The organism is Pacificispira sp. HM-600 (genome assembly GCF_977993705.1).
Genome location: NZ_OZ388079.1, coordinates 1,407,987 through 1,423,652 on the forward strand (window position 1 = coordinate 1,407,987; position 15,666 = coordinate 1,423,652).

Consider the following 15,666-nt stretch of genomic DNA (forward strand, 5'->3'; position numbering starts at 1 on the left):
GGGCGGATGCCGCCACGCGACGCTGTGCAGTGGGCCTACGGCTTTCTGTTAATGCCCCGTCACTGATTCGAGAATGCTGCATCGAACGAATCGGTCGGCGTCTTCCAGAGCTTCGACCGAACGAAGGCGACGGCCTCGGCGGCTCCGTGCAATCGGTCCATTCCGGCGTCCTCCCACTCGATGGAGATGGGGCCGCGGTAACCGATTGACTCCAGCGCGCGGAAGGCATCCTCCCACGGAACGTCACCGTGCCCTGTCGACACGAAATCCCAGCCGCGACGGGGGTCGCCCCAGGGCAGGTGCGATCCGAGAACACCGGCACGGCCGTTCAGCGGACGCAACCGCGTGTCCTTGCAGTCGACGTGATAGATCCGCTCGCGGAAGTCCCAGATGAAGCCGACCGGATCGATGTTCTGCCACATCATATGCGAGGGGTCCCAATTGAACCCGAACGCCTTGCGGTGCCCGATCGCCTCCAGCGTGAGAACGCTGGTCCAGTAGTCGTATGCGATCTCGCCCGGGTGGACCTCGTGCGCGAACCGCACACCCTCGGCGTCGAACACGTCGAGGATCGGGTTCCACCGTGCCGCGAAATCCTCGTAGCCGGCGTCGATGACAGATGCCGGCACGGGCGGGAACATCGCCACGTAAGGCCACACCGATGACCCGGTGAACCCCACAACGGTGTCGACCCCCAGCCGACGCGCCACACGAGCGGCCCGCTTCATGTCCTCCGCGGCCCGCTGCCGCACACCCTCCGCGTCCCCGTCACCCCACACCTGCGGGCGGAGGATGGCCTTGTGCCGGAAGTCGATCGGCGAGTCACACACCGCCTGGCCCGCGAGGTGATTGGAGATCGCGTACACCTGCAAGCCATAACGATCGAGGATCTCGAGGCGCGACGCAAGATAACCGGGATCGTCTTCGGCGCGCTGCAGATCGAGATGATCGCCGGAGGCCGCTATCTCGAGGCCGTCGTAGCCCCACGACGCCGCCAATCGTGCGACCTCCTCGAACGGGAGATCCGCCCACTGCCCGGTGAAAAGCGTAACCGGATGCGTAGATCCGCTCATGCGGCATTCACCTCCCGTTCGTTCACGGCGAAGACGTCGACCCACTGACCAGACATCGACGACGCGATCACCGCTTCCGTCAGCCGGGCAGCGCGCACGCCATCCGCGAAGGTCGGCAGTCCGTCGACTGCCCTGCCCTCGATGGTTGCGTGCACATCCCGCATGAACAACGAGAAGCTGTCCTGGTAGCCCTGCGGGTGACCCGACGGGACGGTGACATACGGATCGACCGCCTCGTCAGAGAACGTCTCGTAACCCTTGGGCAGAACGGAGACACCCTCGATCGCCCCAACCCAGAGGTCGTCGGGCTTCTCCTGGTCAAAGGCGTACGATCGGGTCTCGCCGTCCAGGGAGAGCCAGAGACGGTTCTTGCGTCCCGGGGTCGCCTGCGAGATCACGACCGATCCGGTCGCGCCGCGGTCGGTCTGAAACATCATGGTCACGCCATCCTCCGTCAAGACGGGGACTTCGCCGTCGTCTGAATGGCGTGTGTCGTGCAACCGCGACTGCAACGCGTGCAGTCTCTGGATGCGGTGCCCCGTCGTGAACTCGAAGAGGTCGCACCAGTGCACGCCGATATCAGCGAAGGCCCGGGATGCCCCGTCGGTCAGACGCCAGTTGTAGCTCGACTGGTCCGAAAGCCAATCCTGCAGGTAGTGCCCGTGAGCCAACCAGATCCGCTCGCCCGACTTTGCGATTCGGGCGCGCATCTCGCGCACCGTCGGGTAGAACCGGTAGACGAACGGCACCGCGGTCACGACCCGGGCGGTGTTCGCGGCGATCTGCAGCCGCGAGGCGTCCGCCGCGGTGAGCGCGAGCGGCTTCTCGCAGATGACGTGCTTGCCGGCGTCGATCGCCGCGAGAGCGAGCGGCAGGTGCTGCGCGTTGGGGGTGCAGATGTGGACCAGGTCTACGTCGGGATGAGCGACGAGCTCTTCCGGAGTCAGAGCGAGCGGCACATTCGCTTCGTCCGCCGCGGCCCGGGTGCGCCCAAGGTCGCGGCCGGCATAGGCCGACACCGTGCCGCCGATCGACCGGACGGCGCGCGTGTGGACGCGGCCCATGAATCCCGTGCCGATGATTCCGCTCCGGAGGGGTGGACGGTTCATCACTTCTTCCTCGAGAGGGCGACAGCGGCGATGATGATCGCGCCGCGCACGACCTGCTGCTGTGCGACGTCCAGTCCGGCGAGGATGAGGCCGTTGTTGATCAACCCCATGAAGAGGGAACCGAACAGGGTGCCGATGATGGCACCGCGACCACCGAACAAGCTCGTGCCGCCGAGGATCACCGCCGCGATGACGGTGAGTTCATCCCCCTGGCCCCATTGAAAACGGCCCGACTCGAGGCGTCCCGCGTAGAGCATGCCCGCCACCGCCGCCGCGACGCCCGACATCAACAGGACCGTGAACTTGATGCGCGCGGTATTGATGCCCGTGTAGGCCGCGGCCGTCGGATTTCCACCTGTGGCGAGCACTTTGCGTCCGAATCCGGTCCGGTTCATCACGAGCCACCCGACAGCCACCGCAACGACGGTCCAGACGAGCAGCCCCGGTACGGGCCCGAAGTCACTGCCGCCGAAGATCGTGACGTAGAGGCGGTCCGTGATGGGCTGCGGGGCGGACGAGGTGATCCACTGAGCGAGCCCGGCCGCGAGTCCCAACATCCCCAGCGTCACGAGGAACGACGGGATCTTCAACAGCGCGACGAGGCCACCGTTGATGGCGCCGATCACCGCGCCGGCGAGCAGACCGGCGAGGATTCCCGGCACAAGGCCGAACTGCGCCGTCGTCATCGCCGTCACGACGGACGCGAGGCCCGCGATCGAGCCGACGCTCAAGTCGATCTCGGCAGCCGCGATCACGAAGGTCATCGCCACGGCCATAATCGAGATCGTCGCGGTCTGCCGGACGATATTCAGCATGTTATTGGTGGAGAGGAAGCCGTCACCGCCGAGGAATATCGCGAAAAGGACGAACACCACTACGAACGCGATGTAGATGATGTTGCTGCGCCAGTCCAGACGGGTGATGGCGCGGGACAAGAGGGAGGGCCGGGTGGCCGGTGCGGCGCTACTCATGCTGCTGCTCCTTGAATGATGAGTTGAAGCTGTTCTTCGCTCTCGACATCGGTGCGGGCGAGCTCCTGAACAGAGCGCCCCTCACGCATGACGACGATGCGGTCGGCGACCGCCAAGAGCTCGGGTAGTTCGGAAGAGATGAACAGCACGGCATTGCCCTGAGAGGCGAACGTGCGAACGATGTCGAGAATCTCCGTTTTGGTACCGATGTCCACGCCCGAGGTGGGTTCGTCCATCACGAGAATGCGCGGCTCTGTGTTGATCCACTTCGCCACCACGACCTTCTGCTGGTTGCCACCCGACAGCTGACTAACGGGGGCATACGGGTCGGCGACCTTCACCGCAAATCGTCCGACGAGTTGTTCCGTGAGCGCCCGCAGCTTGCGGGGGGACAGGAAGCCCCCAGCCTTGACGCGATCGAGCACCGGAAGAGTCAGGTTGTCGGCGACGGAGTGCTCGAGCACGAGGCCCTGTTCACGCCTGTCCTCTGGGATGAGCGCCACACCCGCCTGCTGGGCGGCGATCGGCGAAGAGAAACGCACGCGGGCGCCGTCGATGTTCAGGGCACCGCGGGTAGGTCGATCCATCCCGGCAACGACGCGGGCGAATTCGGTACGACCGCTCCCCATCAGTCCGGCGAGACCCACGATCTCACCGGCGCGGATGGTGAGCGACACCGACTGCAGCACGGTGCTGCTGGCGATGTCTTCCGCGCTCAGAAGCACCGGAGCGTCCGCCTCGAGCGCGCGGTCTTGATAGACCAGGTCGCTCGCGAGTCGCCGACCGATGATGGCCTCGATGATCTGGGCGGCACTCAGCTCGGCCACGACCGAGGCGAGCACGACCCGGCCATCACGCAACACCGTGATGCGATCAGCGATCCGACGGATCTCATCCATCCTGTGCGAGATGTAGACGATCGCGATGCCACGACTCTTCAGAGTCTCGATCAGGGCGAACAGGTTCTCGACCTCGTGCTTGGCGAGGCTGGCGGTGGGCTCGTCCATAACCAGGACGCTCGCGTCCTTGGCGAGAGCCTTGGCGATCTCCACGAGCTGCCAGTACGCCGTCCCCAGATCTTCCACCCGCGACCGGGGATCGATCGAGACGCCCAGGCCGTCGAAGATCTCCTTCGCGGCCCGCTCGGCGGCGCGATCGTCGACCAGCCCGATGCCGTCCTTCAGCTCGCGGTTGAGGAAGATATTCTGCGCCACCGTCATCGAAGGAATGAGGCTGAACTCCTGAAAGACCATCCCGATGCCAGCGTGCTCCGCATCCGCTGTGCTGCGGATGTCGACGGGCTCGCCCGTGACTTCGATCGTTCCCGACGTGATCGGATGCACCCCCTGGAGCACCTTCATCAGTGTGGACTTGCCCGCCCCGTTCTCACCCGCCAGGGCGTGCACCTCGCCGGCGACGATGTCCATGTCGACGGACTTCAGAACCTCGACGGGTCCGAAGCTCTTCACGATCGCCCGCATACGAACCGCGGGGGCACCGGCGGGCACGTCAGCCATCCGAAGCGAGCGCTTCTGTGGCATCCGGAACAGCGACCCACTGGCCCGTGCGGCCCGATTCCAAGATCGCGTCGTCGACGAGCGCGGCCTGGTAACCGTCGGCGAAGTTCGGTGACACCGTTCCGCCCTCGACCACGGCCTTCAGGAAGTCGTGGGCCTCGATGATCTTGGTCTCTCCATAGCCGATACCGAGTGCGGGAATCGGCCACAGAGATTCGCCGTACGGGGTGTTCGGGCCCGTGTAGACGGTGCGGAACCCACGACGGTCGGCGGCATCGCCTTTGAACGCGACCTGCAGCTCGTCGCGGTTCTCGTAGTTGAAGAAGATCGATCCCTCGGTGCCGTGGATCTCGAAGGTTATGTAGTTGTTCCGGCCCCATGCATTGCGCGTCGCCTCGATCGAGCCAACGGCGCCCCCACGGAAGCGAACCAGGGACATCGCTTCGTCGTCGACGTCGACGGGACCCCGCGGACCGTCGCTCTTCGACGAACCGCCCAGAGCATCTAGACCACCGGACTGCAGCGGGCGGTCCGGGATGAAGGTCGACACGACCGACGTGACCTCGGCGATCTCGCCGACGAGATACCGAGCGAGATCCACGACGTGCGAGCCAATATCACCGACAGCGCCGGATCCGGCGACATTCTTCTGGAACCTCCAGCTGAGCGGCGAGTTCGGGTCGGCGCTCCAGTCCTGCAGGTAGGTTCCCCGGAAGTTGAGGATCTCGCCGATGGCACCCTCATCGATGTATTTCTTCGCCAGCACCACAGCGGGTGTGCGGCGGTAGTTGAAGGCGACGGCAGTCACGATGCCGGCCTTCTTGGCGGCCTCATACATCCGCCCCGCCTCTTCGGCGGTGGGTGCGAGGGGCTTTTCGCAGATGATGTGCTTGCCTGCCTCAGCCGCGGCGATCGCGATCTCGGCATGCAGGTTGTTCGGAGTCGCGATGTCGATCACGTCGATCGACGGATCGTTGACAACATCGCGCCAGGACGACGACGATCCCTCCCACGCGTAGCGGTCCGCAGCGGAGCGGGCGAGTTCGTCGGTGACGTCGACGAGGATCTTCTTCACCGGACGCGCCGGCGCCGGCCAGAAGAACATCGGCATCGCGGCGTACGCGAGCGAGTGAGCCTTGCCCATGAATCCGCCACCGATCATGGCGATGTTGATGTCCTGCATGTTCTGCCTTTCGTTCACGTTCGGATGTTCTGTGGGGACGGCCGCTCGAGCCGTCCCCACAGAACGGACGGGTGAGGTCGGGTTAGTCGACGTATGCGTCACGCACGGATGCGGGCGCTTCGGAGTCGTAGACGAGCTCCCAGGCCTCGAGAACGTTCTCGTGGTCTACGGGCAGCGAGCTGAGCGCCACGTACGCGGGCACGTCGATGCCGAGGAAGCTGAGCGCGGCGAGGTCCGCCTCAGCGACTCCCTGGTCGTACGGCAGCTGGGCGCCGAGACCGACGATCATCTCCCCCTTCGCGAGGGCGATCGCAACGTTCGTACCGAGGTCCTGCGTCGCGATCTTGATGTCGGTGCGACCCGTCTCGCGGGCTGCGGCGAGGACACCCTCGGCCGGAACGTCCCAGACGGCCCAGATGCCGTCGAGGTCGGCGTTGCGCGTGAGCATCGCGTTCGCCACGCCCTGTGCGTCACCGGCGAAATCCGGTCCCGCGATGCCCTGCTCCTGCACGATCTCGATGTTGGGGAACTCGTCTTCGATCGTCTTCTTGAAGCCGTCGTAGCGCTGCTGCGTCACGAAGAAGTCGGCCTCGTGGTAGATGATGCCGATCGTGCCCTCGCCGCCGAGCGATCGCGCGAGGAGGTATGCGGAAGTCACGCCATTGCCGTAGTTGTCGGCCGAAACCATCGACACGTAGTCCTGTCCGGCAACGAAGCCCTCGGGCACGTTATCCATGAAGACGAGCTTCACGCCCTGTGCTGCGGCCTTCCGGTAAGCGCTCGCCGTCGCGACCGTATCGGTGGGGATGGAGACGATGATGTCGGGGTTCTGGGTCAGCACGGTTTCGATCTGCGAGACCTGGGTCGCCGGGTCGAAATCGGCGTCGGTCGTCGCGATAACGTCGATTCCCAGTCGATCGAACTCGGCGTTGAGCCCGGCGATCTGAGCGTTGGCCCAGTCGTTGCCTCCGTAGTGCATGACGATCGCCGCCGTCAGACCCATCGCTGCGACCTCTTCGGCCTGTGCATCCGTCACGACGGTGGCGTCGACGGAAGAAGGCTCCTCTCCGTTCGGTCCGGTGCTCAGCACCTGGCCCGTGATCTCGGCGAGCGCGGCGTCGATCTCGGCAGAGATCTCCGGGTCCACCTCGTTCGATGTTCCACCGCCGGCGGGCGTGCAACCCGCCAACGCGACGATGCTCACGGCCGCGGCGAGCGCAACCATCGTTGTCTTGAGTTTCATCCTTATTGCTCCTTTGCTGTGGGACTGCGTGATTGACAAGCGAGGGTGGAACGAATTGCGATCAGGCGAGTTTGCTGGCCTGAAGGAATCGAAGACTTCGTGAGGCGGCGGCGTCCTGGTCGCCTGGGTACCCGTCGAGTTCGACCGTGATCCAGTCGTCGTAGCCCGCCTCGACGACCGCGTCAATGACGGCATCAAGATCCAGTACGCCCTCGCCGAGCGGCAGAAACGCGTTGGTCGTCGCCTCGACATCCTTCAAGTGGACGTAGGCAAGACGGTCCGCATAGCGGGCGATGACGCTCGCCGGGTTACCGCCGCCCGCGGCGATGTGAGCCACGTCGGCGCAGAGGCCGATGGACGTCTCGGCGAAGAGCGCATCGATCTGATCGGGCGCCTGCGCGAGGCTGCCAAGGTGAGGATGGTAGCTGGCGACGAGGCCGGCGGATGTGGCGCGTTCCGCGATGCGGTCGAGGAACTCCCCCGCGACGCGGTAATCCTCATCGCGTCGCCCGCTGGAGCGGATCGCACCGCCCCCGATGACGTAGTGACGAGCCCCGACCGCAGCAGCGAGAGCAATCGAGCGATCGAAACGATCGAGTTCATCCTCGTGCGCATCAGGGTAGATGAAGTGGCCACCGCTGTAGACGCCAGCAACTGCGAGACCCTGTGTAGCCACGGCCTCGGAAAATACGTCGATGGACCCCTCGAACGGGAGCAGGTTTCCGTCGAAGAGCTCGAGACCGGAGTACCCGGCAGCGGCGATGGATTCCAGCGTACGGTTTACGTCCCCTGGCGTCACGTAGAAGCCTGATCCCAAATTCGTCACCGCACCGGGCGTGCCGACGACTCCGCCCCATGCGTTTGCTTCGTAAGCGAATTTCACGCTTCTACCCCCTCGTAGACAATGATGACGCGATAAATGTACCTCTTATGACATTGATCGGTCAAATATTCGCCGCAGGGACTGATGTTTAGTTTTTCCGGTGTCGATATGACTACTAATCTGGTCTAACTGTTGGAAGGTGCGAGGGACATGATTGCTGCGGGTGCCGGAGAGCTCTTCCAGTTGATGCGCGACGGGCGGCCGCGGACCCGCGCCGAACTGGTCGAAGAGACCGGGCTGGCGCGTACAAGCGTCGTGAATCGTCTGGCCGCCTTGACCGCGCTCGGGCTAGTGACTCCCACAGGGACCCCAGCGTCCTCCGGTGGACGCCCTGCTGCGCGCCTTCTGTTCGATCGAACGTCGCGGGTGTGCATCGGCATCGACCTCGGCGCAACGCACGGATCCGTTGGCATCCTCGATCTGGCCGGCGAAGTTCTGACCGAAGAGAGTCGGGTGCTCGACATCTCGGACGGCCCGTCAGCAATCCTGACGTGGGCGCTCGATACCGCCGAGCGGCTCCTGGCGGCGACGGGTCGAGAGCCGGGCCACCTCCTCGGCATCGGAGTCGGAGTGCCGGGACCCGTGGAGCACTCGACGGGCAGGCCGATCCGACCGCCTATCATGCCCGGGTGGGACGGCTTCGACATCCCCGCTTTCGTTCAGCGGCGGCTCAATGCTCCGGTGCTCGTCGACAACGATGTGAACCTTCTCGCGCTCGGCGAGCGCGCCACCCGCTGGCCGGGGGTAGACGATCTGCTCTTCATCAAGGTAGCCACGGGCATCGGCGCCGGGATCATCCTGGGCGGCGAGTTGCAAAGGGGCGCCCGGGGGTCAGCCGGTGATATCGGGCACGTCCAGATTCCGGGTGTCGCGGACGATCGCGACCTCGAGGCCATGGCGAGCGCACCCGCGATCGCGGCCGAGCTCAGTCAGGACGGCATGACGGTGGGGGCGTCCGACGTGATCGATCGGGTCCGTACCGGCGACCCATCCGCGATCGCCGCGGCACGAGAGGCAGGCAGGGTGATCGGCAAGGTGACCGCGGCATGCGTCAGCATCCTCAATCCCTCGGTCGTCGTGATCGGGGGACAGCTAGGCGTGAACGTGCAGGAGATCATCGCCGGGGTGCGTGAGGTCGTGTATCAACGATCGATCCCGCTGGCGACGCAGCACCTCAGCATCGTGCCTGCGGAAGGCGGGTCGAGCGCTGGCATCCATGGCGCCGGGCTCATGGTCCTCAATGAGCGTCTGAGTGCGGTGGCCATCGACGAGCAGATCGCCAGTCTCGACTGAGTTCAGCGATGATGCCGCCGCCTGTTCGTCCTAGCGAAAGTCTCGGCGCGAGCTCAGTACCGCGCCGTGAAGCCGCCGTCGGTGTGCAGCAACTGACCTGACACCCAGCGACCCTGATCGGACAGCAGGAAAGACACGATGGGTGCGATATCCCCGGGGGTGCCGAGTCGCCCGAGAGGCTGGTACGGCGAGAGCGATTCACGGCCTTCCTGATCCATCCATCCCGTATCGATCGGTCCGGGATTGACGACGTTCGCGGAGATTCCGAGGGGACCGAGCTCGCGTGCCGTCGAGATGACGATGCGATCGAGCGCCGCCTTCGAGGCGCCGTAGGGCAGGTTGCCGGTGGTGTGATCGCTGGTGAAGGCCACGATCACGCCGCCGCCCTCGGGTACCTGTCGCGCGAACGCGGCGATTAACAGCAGTGCAGCACGGGCATTGACGGCGATGTGGCGGTCGAAGCTTTCGGCCGTCGTGTCGAGGATGCCGGATTCGACATCGTGCGCGTGGCTGAGGACGAGCGCGGTGATGGGTCCGTGCTCGGCGGCGACGCGGGCGATGAGGTCGTCGGGTCCCGTCGCCGTCGAGAGATCGCAGGGGTGGTCTCCCGCGTCGAGGTCGCTCGTCACGACGTGCCAGCCGTCGGCGACCAGTCGGGGCACGACGCCTGCGGCGATGCTGTTCGCGCGCGCGGCGCCGGTAACGAGAGCGAGAGGCATCATCCGAGGGTACTGAACGGCTCGAGGGTGGGGCAGCGAGAGCGCGGCAGCAAACACGAAAGCCCGCGGAATCCGCGGGCTTTCGGTATTTCACTGTCTCAACACAGTGTGCGCTCGAAGGGACTCGAACCCCCAACCTTCTGATCCGTAGTCAGATGCTCTATCCATTGAGCTACGAGCGCGATCCTGATCCCGCGGCATCCGAAGACCCGCGCAGACCAGCGTCCAGGATACCCCACGCGCGAGGCGCCCGCGAATCGTGCCCCGTCTGCGCGGGGTCTACGCGGTGTCCTGGTCCCGTCGGTCGTCGTCGACGCTGTCGGCACGCTCCGCCTCGGTCGCGCGACGCTGCCGCTGCACCGACGAGAGCTTGCTCAGATCGACGAGCCGGAGCGCCTGCATGCGCGCCTCGCGCATGGTCGCATAGTCGGGCTCGAGGTCGGGTCGCGCGGCCTCGACCCGCAAGCTGCGGTCGATGTTCTCGGCCAACTCGCCCCAGGCCGCATCACGCGCAGCCTCGACCAGCCGGCGCAACCCCTGATCGTCCTCGGCGCGTGCACGCAACTCTTTTGCGACGCGCTGCGACTGACGTCGGCGTCGACGGAGGTTGCGCACATCGCGGCTGCCGTAGTCGTGCGTGCTGTCCGGGTCGCTGAATCGACGCCACGCGTCCTTGCGTTCTTTCCTGATGCGCTCGGCGGCGGCATCCGCTTCGTCGGCGAGCGCGAGAAGTGCGGCACGGGCATCGGGAATGAACTTGTCGACGTCGTACCCGGCGCCGCCGCCGATCGTGTCCATCAGGATGCGGTTCTTCAGCGACAACCTGATCGCGGCGGAGGCGATGTAGAGGCCCTCCGAGACGATCTCGGCGAGTTTCGGGCGCGCAGGCGGAGCCGCGACGACTACCGAGTCGTCGGACTTTTTCGCCGGTGAGGCTTTCGGGCCCACGTCCCCTCCCGGTTCGAGGTTAGCCGGATCGCCCGACACATGACGATGGCGCCGAGGACGAATCCCCGGCGCCATCGGTCGAAACGATCAGACCTTGCGGAATCGTTCCACGATGTAGCAATCGAACGGGTCGCGAGCCGACAGACCGACCCGGTTCAGGTAGGCGATGACGATGCCGTACGAGCGCAGCAGCGTTGTCTCGGTGTAGGGCACGTCCAGCGTCTTGCAGTGGTCGCGCACGATCTCACGCGTCTTGGCGAGGTGCGGGCGAGCCATGCTCGGGAACAGGTGGTGCTCGACCTGGTAGTTCAGACCGCCCATGAGCCAGGTGGCCCACCAGCCGCCCGACACGTTGCGCGACGTGCGGACCTGCTTGGTGAAGAAGTCGAGCTTGGCGTCCTTGTCGATGATCGGCATGCCCTTGTGGTTCGGCGCGAACGCCGCACCCATGTAGATGCCGAAGACCGCAAGCTGAACACCGAGGAACGCGAAGGCCATGCCGAGCGGCAGGAACCAGAACACGATCGTGAAGAGGACGGTGAAGCGAATCGCCAGAAGAGTGAGCTCGTACCAGCGGCCCTTGACGCCCGGCGTCGTGACCAGGTGCCTGATGCTCAGGTAGTGGAGGTTGATTCCCTCGAACGCGAGGAGGGGGAAGAACAGGTAGCCCTGGCGACGCGTGATGAAGCCGAGAAGACCGGATGCCTTGGCCGCATCCTCTTCGACGAACGAGATCGTGTCGATCTCGATGTCGGGGTCGCGGCTGATCCGGTTCGGGTTGGCGTGGTGGCGCGTGTGCTTCGAACCCCACCAGGAGTAGCTCATGCCGACGATCCCGTTGCCGAGGATCTTGGCGAGGCGGTCGTTCGCCTTGCCGGAGGTGAAGATCGCCTTGTGGGCGGCCTCGTGAGAGAGGAAGGCGATCTGCGTCAGGATGATGCCGAGCGCCGCTGCGACGATCAGTTGGAACCAGCTGTCACCGAGGAGCACGAAGGCGACGCCGCACGCGGCGAGAGCGACGAACAGCGCCGACCCGACGAGCAGGTAGAACTTGGGCGCCCGAGCCAGCAACCCGGTCTCGCGAACCACCTGTGACACCTCGGTGTACGCACGGGTGAGGTTCGGATACGTGTCTGACTTCGCGTACGTCTGACGTACGGGCCCAAGCTGGGCTGCGGGGGGAGCAATAGTAGAGATGCTTCACCTCATCGATCGGCAGCCCACAAGGTTGTGGGCCTGGGCCTGTGCCAACGGCAGGTGCCGAACGCTGTCGCCCACACTACGCACCCATTCATGCCGATCCGAGAATGCTGGGGGGATGTCCAGGTGACTGTCACGCGATAGACATTGCGGGCGCGTGTTAGTGTTGCGGAGGCGGTTTATTCCGCCTGCGTCGTCGTGACGCTTCCCGGCCCTCTCGGCCGTGGCTCTACACGAACGGCGAACCGATGCGCAATCCTGCGCCGTCGCCCACTTCGCGCCTCTCTCGGGCCTTCACCGGCCTCATGTTTCGGTGCGCACTTCACCCGAAAGCACAACCATGTCTACTTTCCTTGAGCTCGGCGTACCCGCGCAGCTCGCATCCGTCCTCGAAGCCTCGGGCAAGACCGAGGCCTTCGCCATCCAGCGCGACACGCTTCCCGACTCCCTCGCGGGTCGCGACGTGCTCGGCCGCGGCCGCACCGGCAGCGGCAAGACCATCGCGTTCGCTCTGCCACTCATCGCCCGCCTGAGCGGCGCATCGGCCGCTCGCCGTAACCCGGGCCAGCCTCGCGGCCTGGTCCTCGCCCCGACGCGCGAGCTCGCGACGCAGATCGCCGCAACCCTCATCCCCCTCGCCGAGGCCGTCGGCCTGCGCGTCACCACCGTCTTCGGTGGCGTCAGCCAGCGGCCGCAGGAGCAGGCTTTCCGCAACGGTGTCGATATCGTCGTCGCCTGCCCGGGCCGCCTCGAAGACCTCATGAAGCAGGGCGTCGTGCGTCTCGACCGTGTCGAGATCACCGTCCTGGACGAGGCCGACCACATGGCTGACCTCGGCTTCCTGCCCGGTGTCACGCGCATCCTCGCGGCGACCCCGCAGGGCGGACAGCGGATGCTGTTCAGCGCCACGCTCGACCGCGGTGTCGACAGCCTCGTCCGTCGGTTCCTGCGCGACGAGGTCCGTCACGAAGTCGACGACGAGAGCGTGCCCCAGGGCGAGATGATCCACCGCGTCTTCGTGATCGACGGCACCGATGAGAAGACGGCGCTCGTGCAGCGTCTCGCGTCCGGCACCGGCCGTCGCATCCTCTTCACCCGCACCAAGCACCAGGCAAAGAAGCTCGCCAAGCAGCTGACCGCGGCCGGCATCCCCGCCGTCGACCTCCACGGCAACCTGGCGCAGGGCGCGCGCGAGCGCAACCTCGCCGCATTCGGCGCCGATGTCGCCAAGGGCGGCGTGCGCGTGCTCGTCGCCACGGATGTCGCCGCGCGCGGCGTTCACGTGGATGACGTCGAGCTCGTCGTGCACGTCGACCCGCCCGTCGAGCACAAGGCGTACCTGCACCGGTCGGGCCGTACCGCTCGCGCCGGCGCCGAGGGCACCGTCGTGACGGTGACGCTCGAGGCGCAGCGCCGCGACGTCACCGACCTGCTGCGCAAGGCACACATCAACGCACCGCTCGAGAAGGTCCGCGCCGACGACGCCCGGGTCGTGACCCTGGTCGGCGATACCGCCGCCTACGTCAAGCCCGCGCCGATCGTCGCGAGCACCCACGCCCCGCAGCGCCCCCGTGGCGCGTCGGGTCGCGGCAACGGTGGCGGCCGCCCCGCGGCACCCCGCGGTGATGGCAACCGCGCGCCGCGCGGGGACGGTGCCCACGGCGATTCGGCCCGTCCCGCAGCCGGCGGCGGACGCCGCGGCGGCTCGCGCGGACGCTCCTACTCGACCGGCTCGCGCGGCTGAGCTCAGATCAAACGAAACGGCGGGGCACCCTCGGGCGCCCCGCCGTTTCGCGTTCCGTGCGTCAGACCTGGCGGTACTCCGACTTGCCGAAGCCGAGGATCAGGTAGCCGATCGGCTGCAGGAGGAACAGCAGGAAGAACGAGAAGACACCGCCGTGTCCGAAGTTCTTGCCGACTCTGACGGCCACGACGATCGCGAAGATGAAATTGACGATCGGGATGATGTAGAGAAGGCCAAGCCACGCGGACATCCCGCCGATCTTCACGAGAATGAAAATGTTCACGATCGGGATGATCGCGAGGATGCCGGGCCAGCCCGCCTTGCTGAACGTGCGCCAGAGCGCGATGGCCAGGATGATGTACCAGATCAGCCCCCAAACACCGGAAATCGTATAGAGCGCGGTGAGGTCGGCCTGGTCGGTGATCTGCGAGGTCACGATCTGCGAGGTCACGCTTTGTGAGGTCATCGCCACATGCTAGGGGTTCCGCGACACCTCTACCCGCTAGAGTCTGCGCCGTGACTTCCCCGCCCACGCTCGCGCGTCGTCTTGGCCTCGGCGACGCGGTGTTCATCGGTCTCGGGTCGATGATCGGTGCCGGGGTCTTCGCCGCCTTCGCACCCGCGGCCGAGGCGGCGGGTGCAGGCCTGCTGGTCGGGCTCGCGATCGCCGGGTTCGTCGCCTACTGCAACGCCGCCGCATCCGCTCAGCTCGCCGCCGCCCACCCCACCTCGGGAGGAACGTACGCCTACGGCCGGGCCGAGATCGGTCCGTGGTGGGGCTTCGTTGCGGGGTGGGCATTCATCATCGGCAAGCTGGCGAGCTGTGCGGCAATGGCGATCACGTTCGCCGCATACGCCGCTCCCCCGGGGTGGGAACGGCCTGTCGCCATCGCCGCCGTGGCGGCCCTGGCAATCGTGAATCTGCTCGGCGTGACCCGCACAGCACAGCTCACGCGCGTGCTGGTCGTCATTGTTCTGCTCGCTCTGGCCGTTGTTGTGGCCGCAGGATGGTCGAGCACCGCCGGCACCGAAGGCCTCGCCGGCCTGGACCTCTGGACGGGTGGCGGCTACGGCATCCTGCAATCCGCCGGTCTGCTCTTCTTCGCGTTCGCCGGATACGCGCGCATCGCGACGATGGGCGAAGAGGTGCGCGATCCCGCCAAGAACATTCCGCGAGCCATCATGCTCGCCCTCGGGCTGGCGCTCGTCGTCTACGCCGTCGTCGCTGTCACTGTTCTCGCGACGCTCGGCCCCGATACAACGGCGTCGGCCGAGGCACCCCTCGCCGAGACCGCGGCCGCTTCCGGGTGGGCATGGGCGCAACCGATCGTCCGTTTCGGGGCGGCGGCCGCATCGCTCGGCGCGCTGCTCGCGCTGATAGCCGGCATCGGTCGAACAACCCTGGCGATGGCACGAGAGGACGATCTGCCCCGCTACCTCGCCGCTATCCACCCCCGCTACCGCGTGCCGCACCGCGCCGAGATTGTGATTGCGATCGTCGTCATCGTCGCCGTCGCGACCGTCGACCTGCGCGGCGCGATCGGCTTCTCATCGTTCGGGGTTCTCATCTATTACTTCATCGCGAATGCCGCGGCGTTCCGTCAGCGCGGCGAGAAGCGCCGATTCCCCCGCATCCTGCAGGTTCTCGGCGGTGTCGGATGCGGCATCCTTGCCCTGACACTTCCGCTGCCGGCGGTCATCGGCGGCGGCGCTGTCATCCTTGTCGGCATCGTCGGGCGACTGGTGGTGCTCGAGCTCAGGCGTCGCCGTTCGCTGTAGGTCC

At 66.1% G+C, this 15,666-nt stretch carries 14 protein-coding genes and 1 tRNA gene; 3 read left to right on the plus strand and 12 right to left on the minus strand.

Annotation, left to right across the window (positions count from 1 at the left end; all coding sequences use genetic code 11):
* Positions 1 to 59: 59 nt before the first annotated feature.
* The 7 genes from ACXZ1E_RS06675 to ACXZ1E_RS06705 form a co-directional block, all read right to left on the minus strand.
* Positions 60 to 1,073, minus strand: coding sequence for a sugar phosphate isomerase/epimerase family protein (locus ACXZ1E_RS06675; RefSeq protein WP_458042594.1), 1,014 nt, complete (start codon positions 1,071 to 1,073; stop codon positions 60 to 62).
* Positions 1,070 to 2,182 (minus strand): Gfo/Idh/MocA family protein, encoded by a 1,113-nt coding sequence (locus tag ACXZ1E_RS06680; RefSeq protein WP_458042595.1) that lies wholly within the window; start codon positions 2,180 to 2,182, stop codon positions 1,070 to 1,072. The genes ACXZ1E_RS06675 and ACXZ1E_RS06680 overlap by 4 nt, the downstream gene beginning before the upstream one ends.
* Complete coding sequence (locus ACXZ1E_RS06685; RefSeq protein ID WP_396640885.1) at positions 2,182 to 3,153, minus strand: ABC transporter permease; 972 nt, start codon at positions 3,151 to 3,153, stop codon at positions 2,182 to 2,184. Before ACXZ1E_RS06685 ends, ACXZ1E_RS06680 begins: the two co-directional genes overlap by 1 nt.
* Complete coding sequence (locus ACXZ1E_RS06690; RefSeq protein ID WP_458042596.1) at positions 3,150 to 4,670, minus strand: sugar ABC transporter ATP-binding protein; 1,521 nt, start codon at positions 4,668 to 4,670, stop codon at positions 3,150 to 3,152. Before ACXZ1E_RS06690 ends, ACXZ1E_RS06685 begins: the two co-directional genes overlap by 4 nt.
* Entirely contained in the window at positions 4,663 to 5,871 is a 1,209-nt protein-coding gene (locus tag ACXZ1E_RS06695) for a levoglucosan dehydrogenase (protein WP_458042597.1), read from the minus strand. Before ACXZ1E_RS06695 ends, ACXZ1E_RS06690 begins: the two co-directional genes overlap by 8 nt.
* A gap of 64 nt (positions 5,872 to 5,935) precedes the next feature.
* Positions 5,936 to 7,096 (minus strand): substrate-binding domain-containing protein, encoded by a 1,161-nt coding sequence (locus ACXZ1E_RS06700; RefSeq protein ID WP_458042598.1) that lies wholly within the window; start codon positions 7,094 to 7,096, stop codon positions 5,936 to 5,938.
* Positions 7,097 to 7,157: 61 nt separating this feature from the next.
* On the minus strand, positions 7,158 to 7,979 hold the full coding sequence (locus ACXZ1E_RS06705; RefSeq protein ID WP_458042599.1) for a sugar phosphate isomerase/epimerase family protein: 822 nt from the start codon (positions 7,977 to 7,979) through the stop codon (positions 7,158 to 7,160).
* A gap of 150 nt (positions 7,980 to 8,129) precedes the next feature.
* On the opposite strand from ACXZ1E_RS06705, the gene ACXZ1E_RS06710 reads away from it, so the two are divergent.
* Positions 8,130 to 9,272, plus strand: coding sequence for an ROK family protein (locus tag ACXZ1E_RS06710; protein ID WP_458042600.1), 1,143 nt, complete (start codon positions 8,130 to 8,132; stop codon positions 9,270 to 9,272).
* Between the two features lie 53 nt (positions 9,273 to 9,325).
* Here the strand turns inward: ACXZ1E_RS06710 and ACXZ1E_RS06715 are convergent, their stop codons facing one another.
* The 4 genes from ACXZ1E_RS06715 to ACXZ1E_RS06730 form a co-directional block, all read right to left on the minus strand.
* Entirely contained in the window at positions 9,326 to 9,991 is a 666-nt protein-coding gene (locus ACXZ1E_RS06715) for an SDR family NAD(P)-dependent oxidoreductase (protein ID WP_458042601.1), read from the minus strand.
* A 109-nt stretch (positions 9,992 to 10,100) separates the two neighbouring features.
* Positions 10,101 to 10,173 (minus strand) — tRNA-Arg (locus tag ACXZ1E_RS06720).
* Between the two features lie 97 nt (positions 10,174 to 10,270).
* Positions 10,271 to 10,939 (minus strand): asparagine synthase, encoded by a 669-nt coding sequence (locus ACXZ1E_RS06725; protein ID WP_232711535.1) that lies wholly within the window; start codon positions 10,937 to 10,939, stop codon positions 10,271 to 10,273.
* 87 nt (positions 10,940 to 11,026) lie between these two features.
* The gene (locus ACXZ1E_RS06730; protein WP_458352079.1) at positions 11,027 to 12,028 is read right to left on the minus strand and encodes a fatty acid desaturase family protein; all 1,002 of its coding nucleotides are present in this window, start codon (positions 12,026 to 12,028) and stop codon (positions 11,027 to 11,029) included.
* Positions 12,029 to 12,479: 451 nt separating this feature from the next.
* Between ACXZ1E_RS06730 and ACXZ1E_RS06735 the strand changes: the two genes are divergently transcribed.
* Entirely contained in the window at positions 12,480 to 13,883 is a 1,404-nt protein-coding gene (locus ACXZ1E_RS06735; RefSeq protein WP_458042602.1) for a DEAD/DEAH box helicase, read from the plus strand.
* Positions 13,884 to 13,944: 61 nt separating this feature from the next.
* Here ACXZ1E_RS06735 and ACXZ1E_RS06740 read toward each other — a convergent pair whose 3' ends face one another.
* Positions 13,945 to 14,349: a DUF5684 domain-containing protein gene (locus tag ACXZ1E_RS06740; RefSeq protein ID WP_458042603.1), complete on the minus strand. Its 405-nt coding sequence runs from the start codon at positions 14,347 to 14,349 to the stop codon at positions 13,945 to 13,947.
* 50 nt (positions 14,350 to 14,399) lie between these two features.
* Between ACXZ1E_RS06740 and ACXZ1E_RS06745 the strand changes: the two genes are divergently transcribed.
* Positions 14,400 to 15,662: an APC family permease gene (locus ACXZ1E_RS06745; protein WP_458042604.1), complete on the plus strand. Its 1,263-nt coding sequence runs from the start codon at positions 14,400 to 14,402 to the stop codon at positions 15,660 to 15,662.
* Positions 15,663 to 15,666 lie beyond the last annotated feature (4 nt).

Excerpts from the sequence above, each read along its gene's own strand:
- ACXZ1E_RS06675 (WP_458042594.1), bottom strand. The coding sequence starts at position 1,073 with ATGAGCGGATCTACGCATCCGGTTACGCTTTTCACCGGGCAGTGGGCG.
- ACXZ1E_RS06680 (WP_458042595.1), bottom strand. The coding sequence starts at position 2,182 with ATGAACCGTCCACCCCTCCGGAGCGGAATCATCGGCACGGGATTCATG.
- ACXZ1E_RS06685 (WP_396640885.1), bottom strand. The coding sequence starts at position 3,153 with ATGAGTAGCGCCGCACCGGCCACCCGGCCCTCCCTCTTGTCCCGCGCC.
- ACXZ1E_RS06690 (WP_458042596.1), bottom strand. The coding sequence starts at position 4,670 with ATGGCTGACGTGCCCGCCGGTGCCCCCGCGGTTCGTATGCGGGCGATC.
- ACXZ1E_RS06700 (WP_458042598.1), bottom strand. The coding sequence starts at position 7,096 with ATGAAACTCAAGACAACGATGGTTGCGCTCGCCGCGGCCGTGAGCATC.
- ACXZ1E_RS06710 (WP_458042600.1), top strand. The coding sequence starts at position 8,130 with ATGATTGCTGCGGGTGCCGGAGAGCTCTTCCAGTTGATGCGCGACGGG.
- ACXZ1E_RS06715 (WP_458042601.1), bottom strand. The coding sequence starts at position 9,991 with ATGCCTCTCGCTCTCGTTACCGGCGCCGCGCGCGCGAACAGCATCGCC.
- ACXZ1E_RS06735 (WP_458042602.1), top strand. The coding sequence starts at position 12,480 with ATGTCTACTTTCCTTGAGCTCGGCGTACCCGCGCAGCTCGCATCCGTC.
- ACXZ1E_RS06740 (WP_458042603.1), bottom strand. The coding sequence starts at position 14,349 with ATGACCTCACAAAGCGTGACCTCGCAGATCGTGACCTCGCAGATCACC.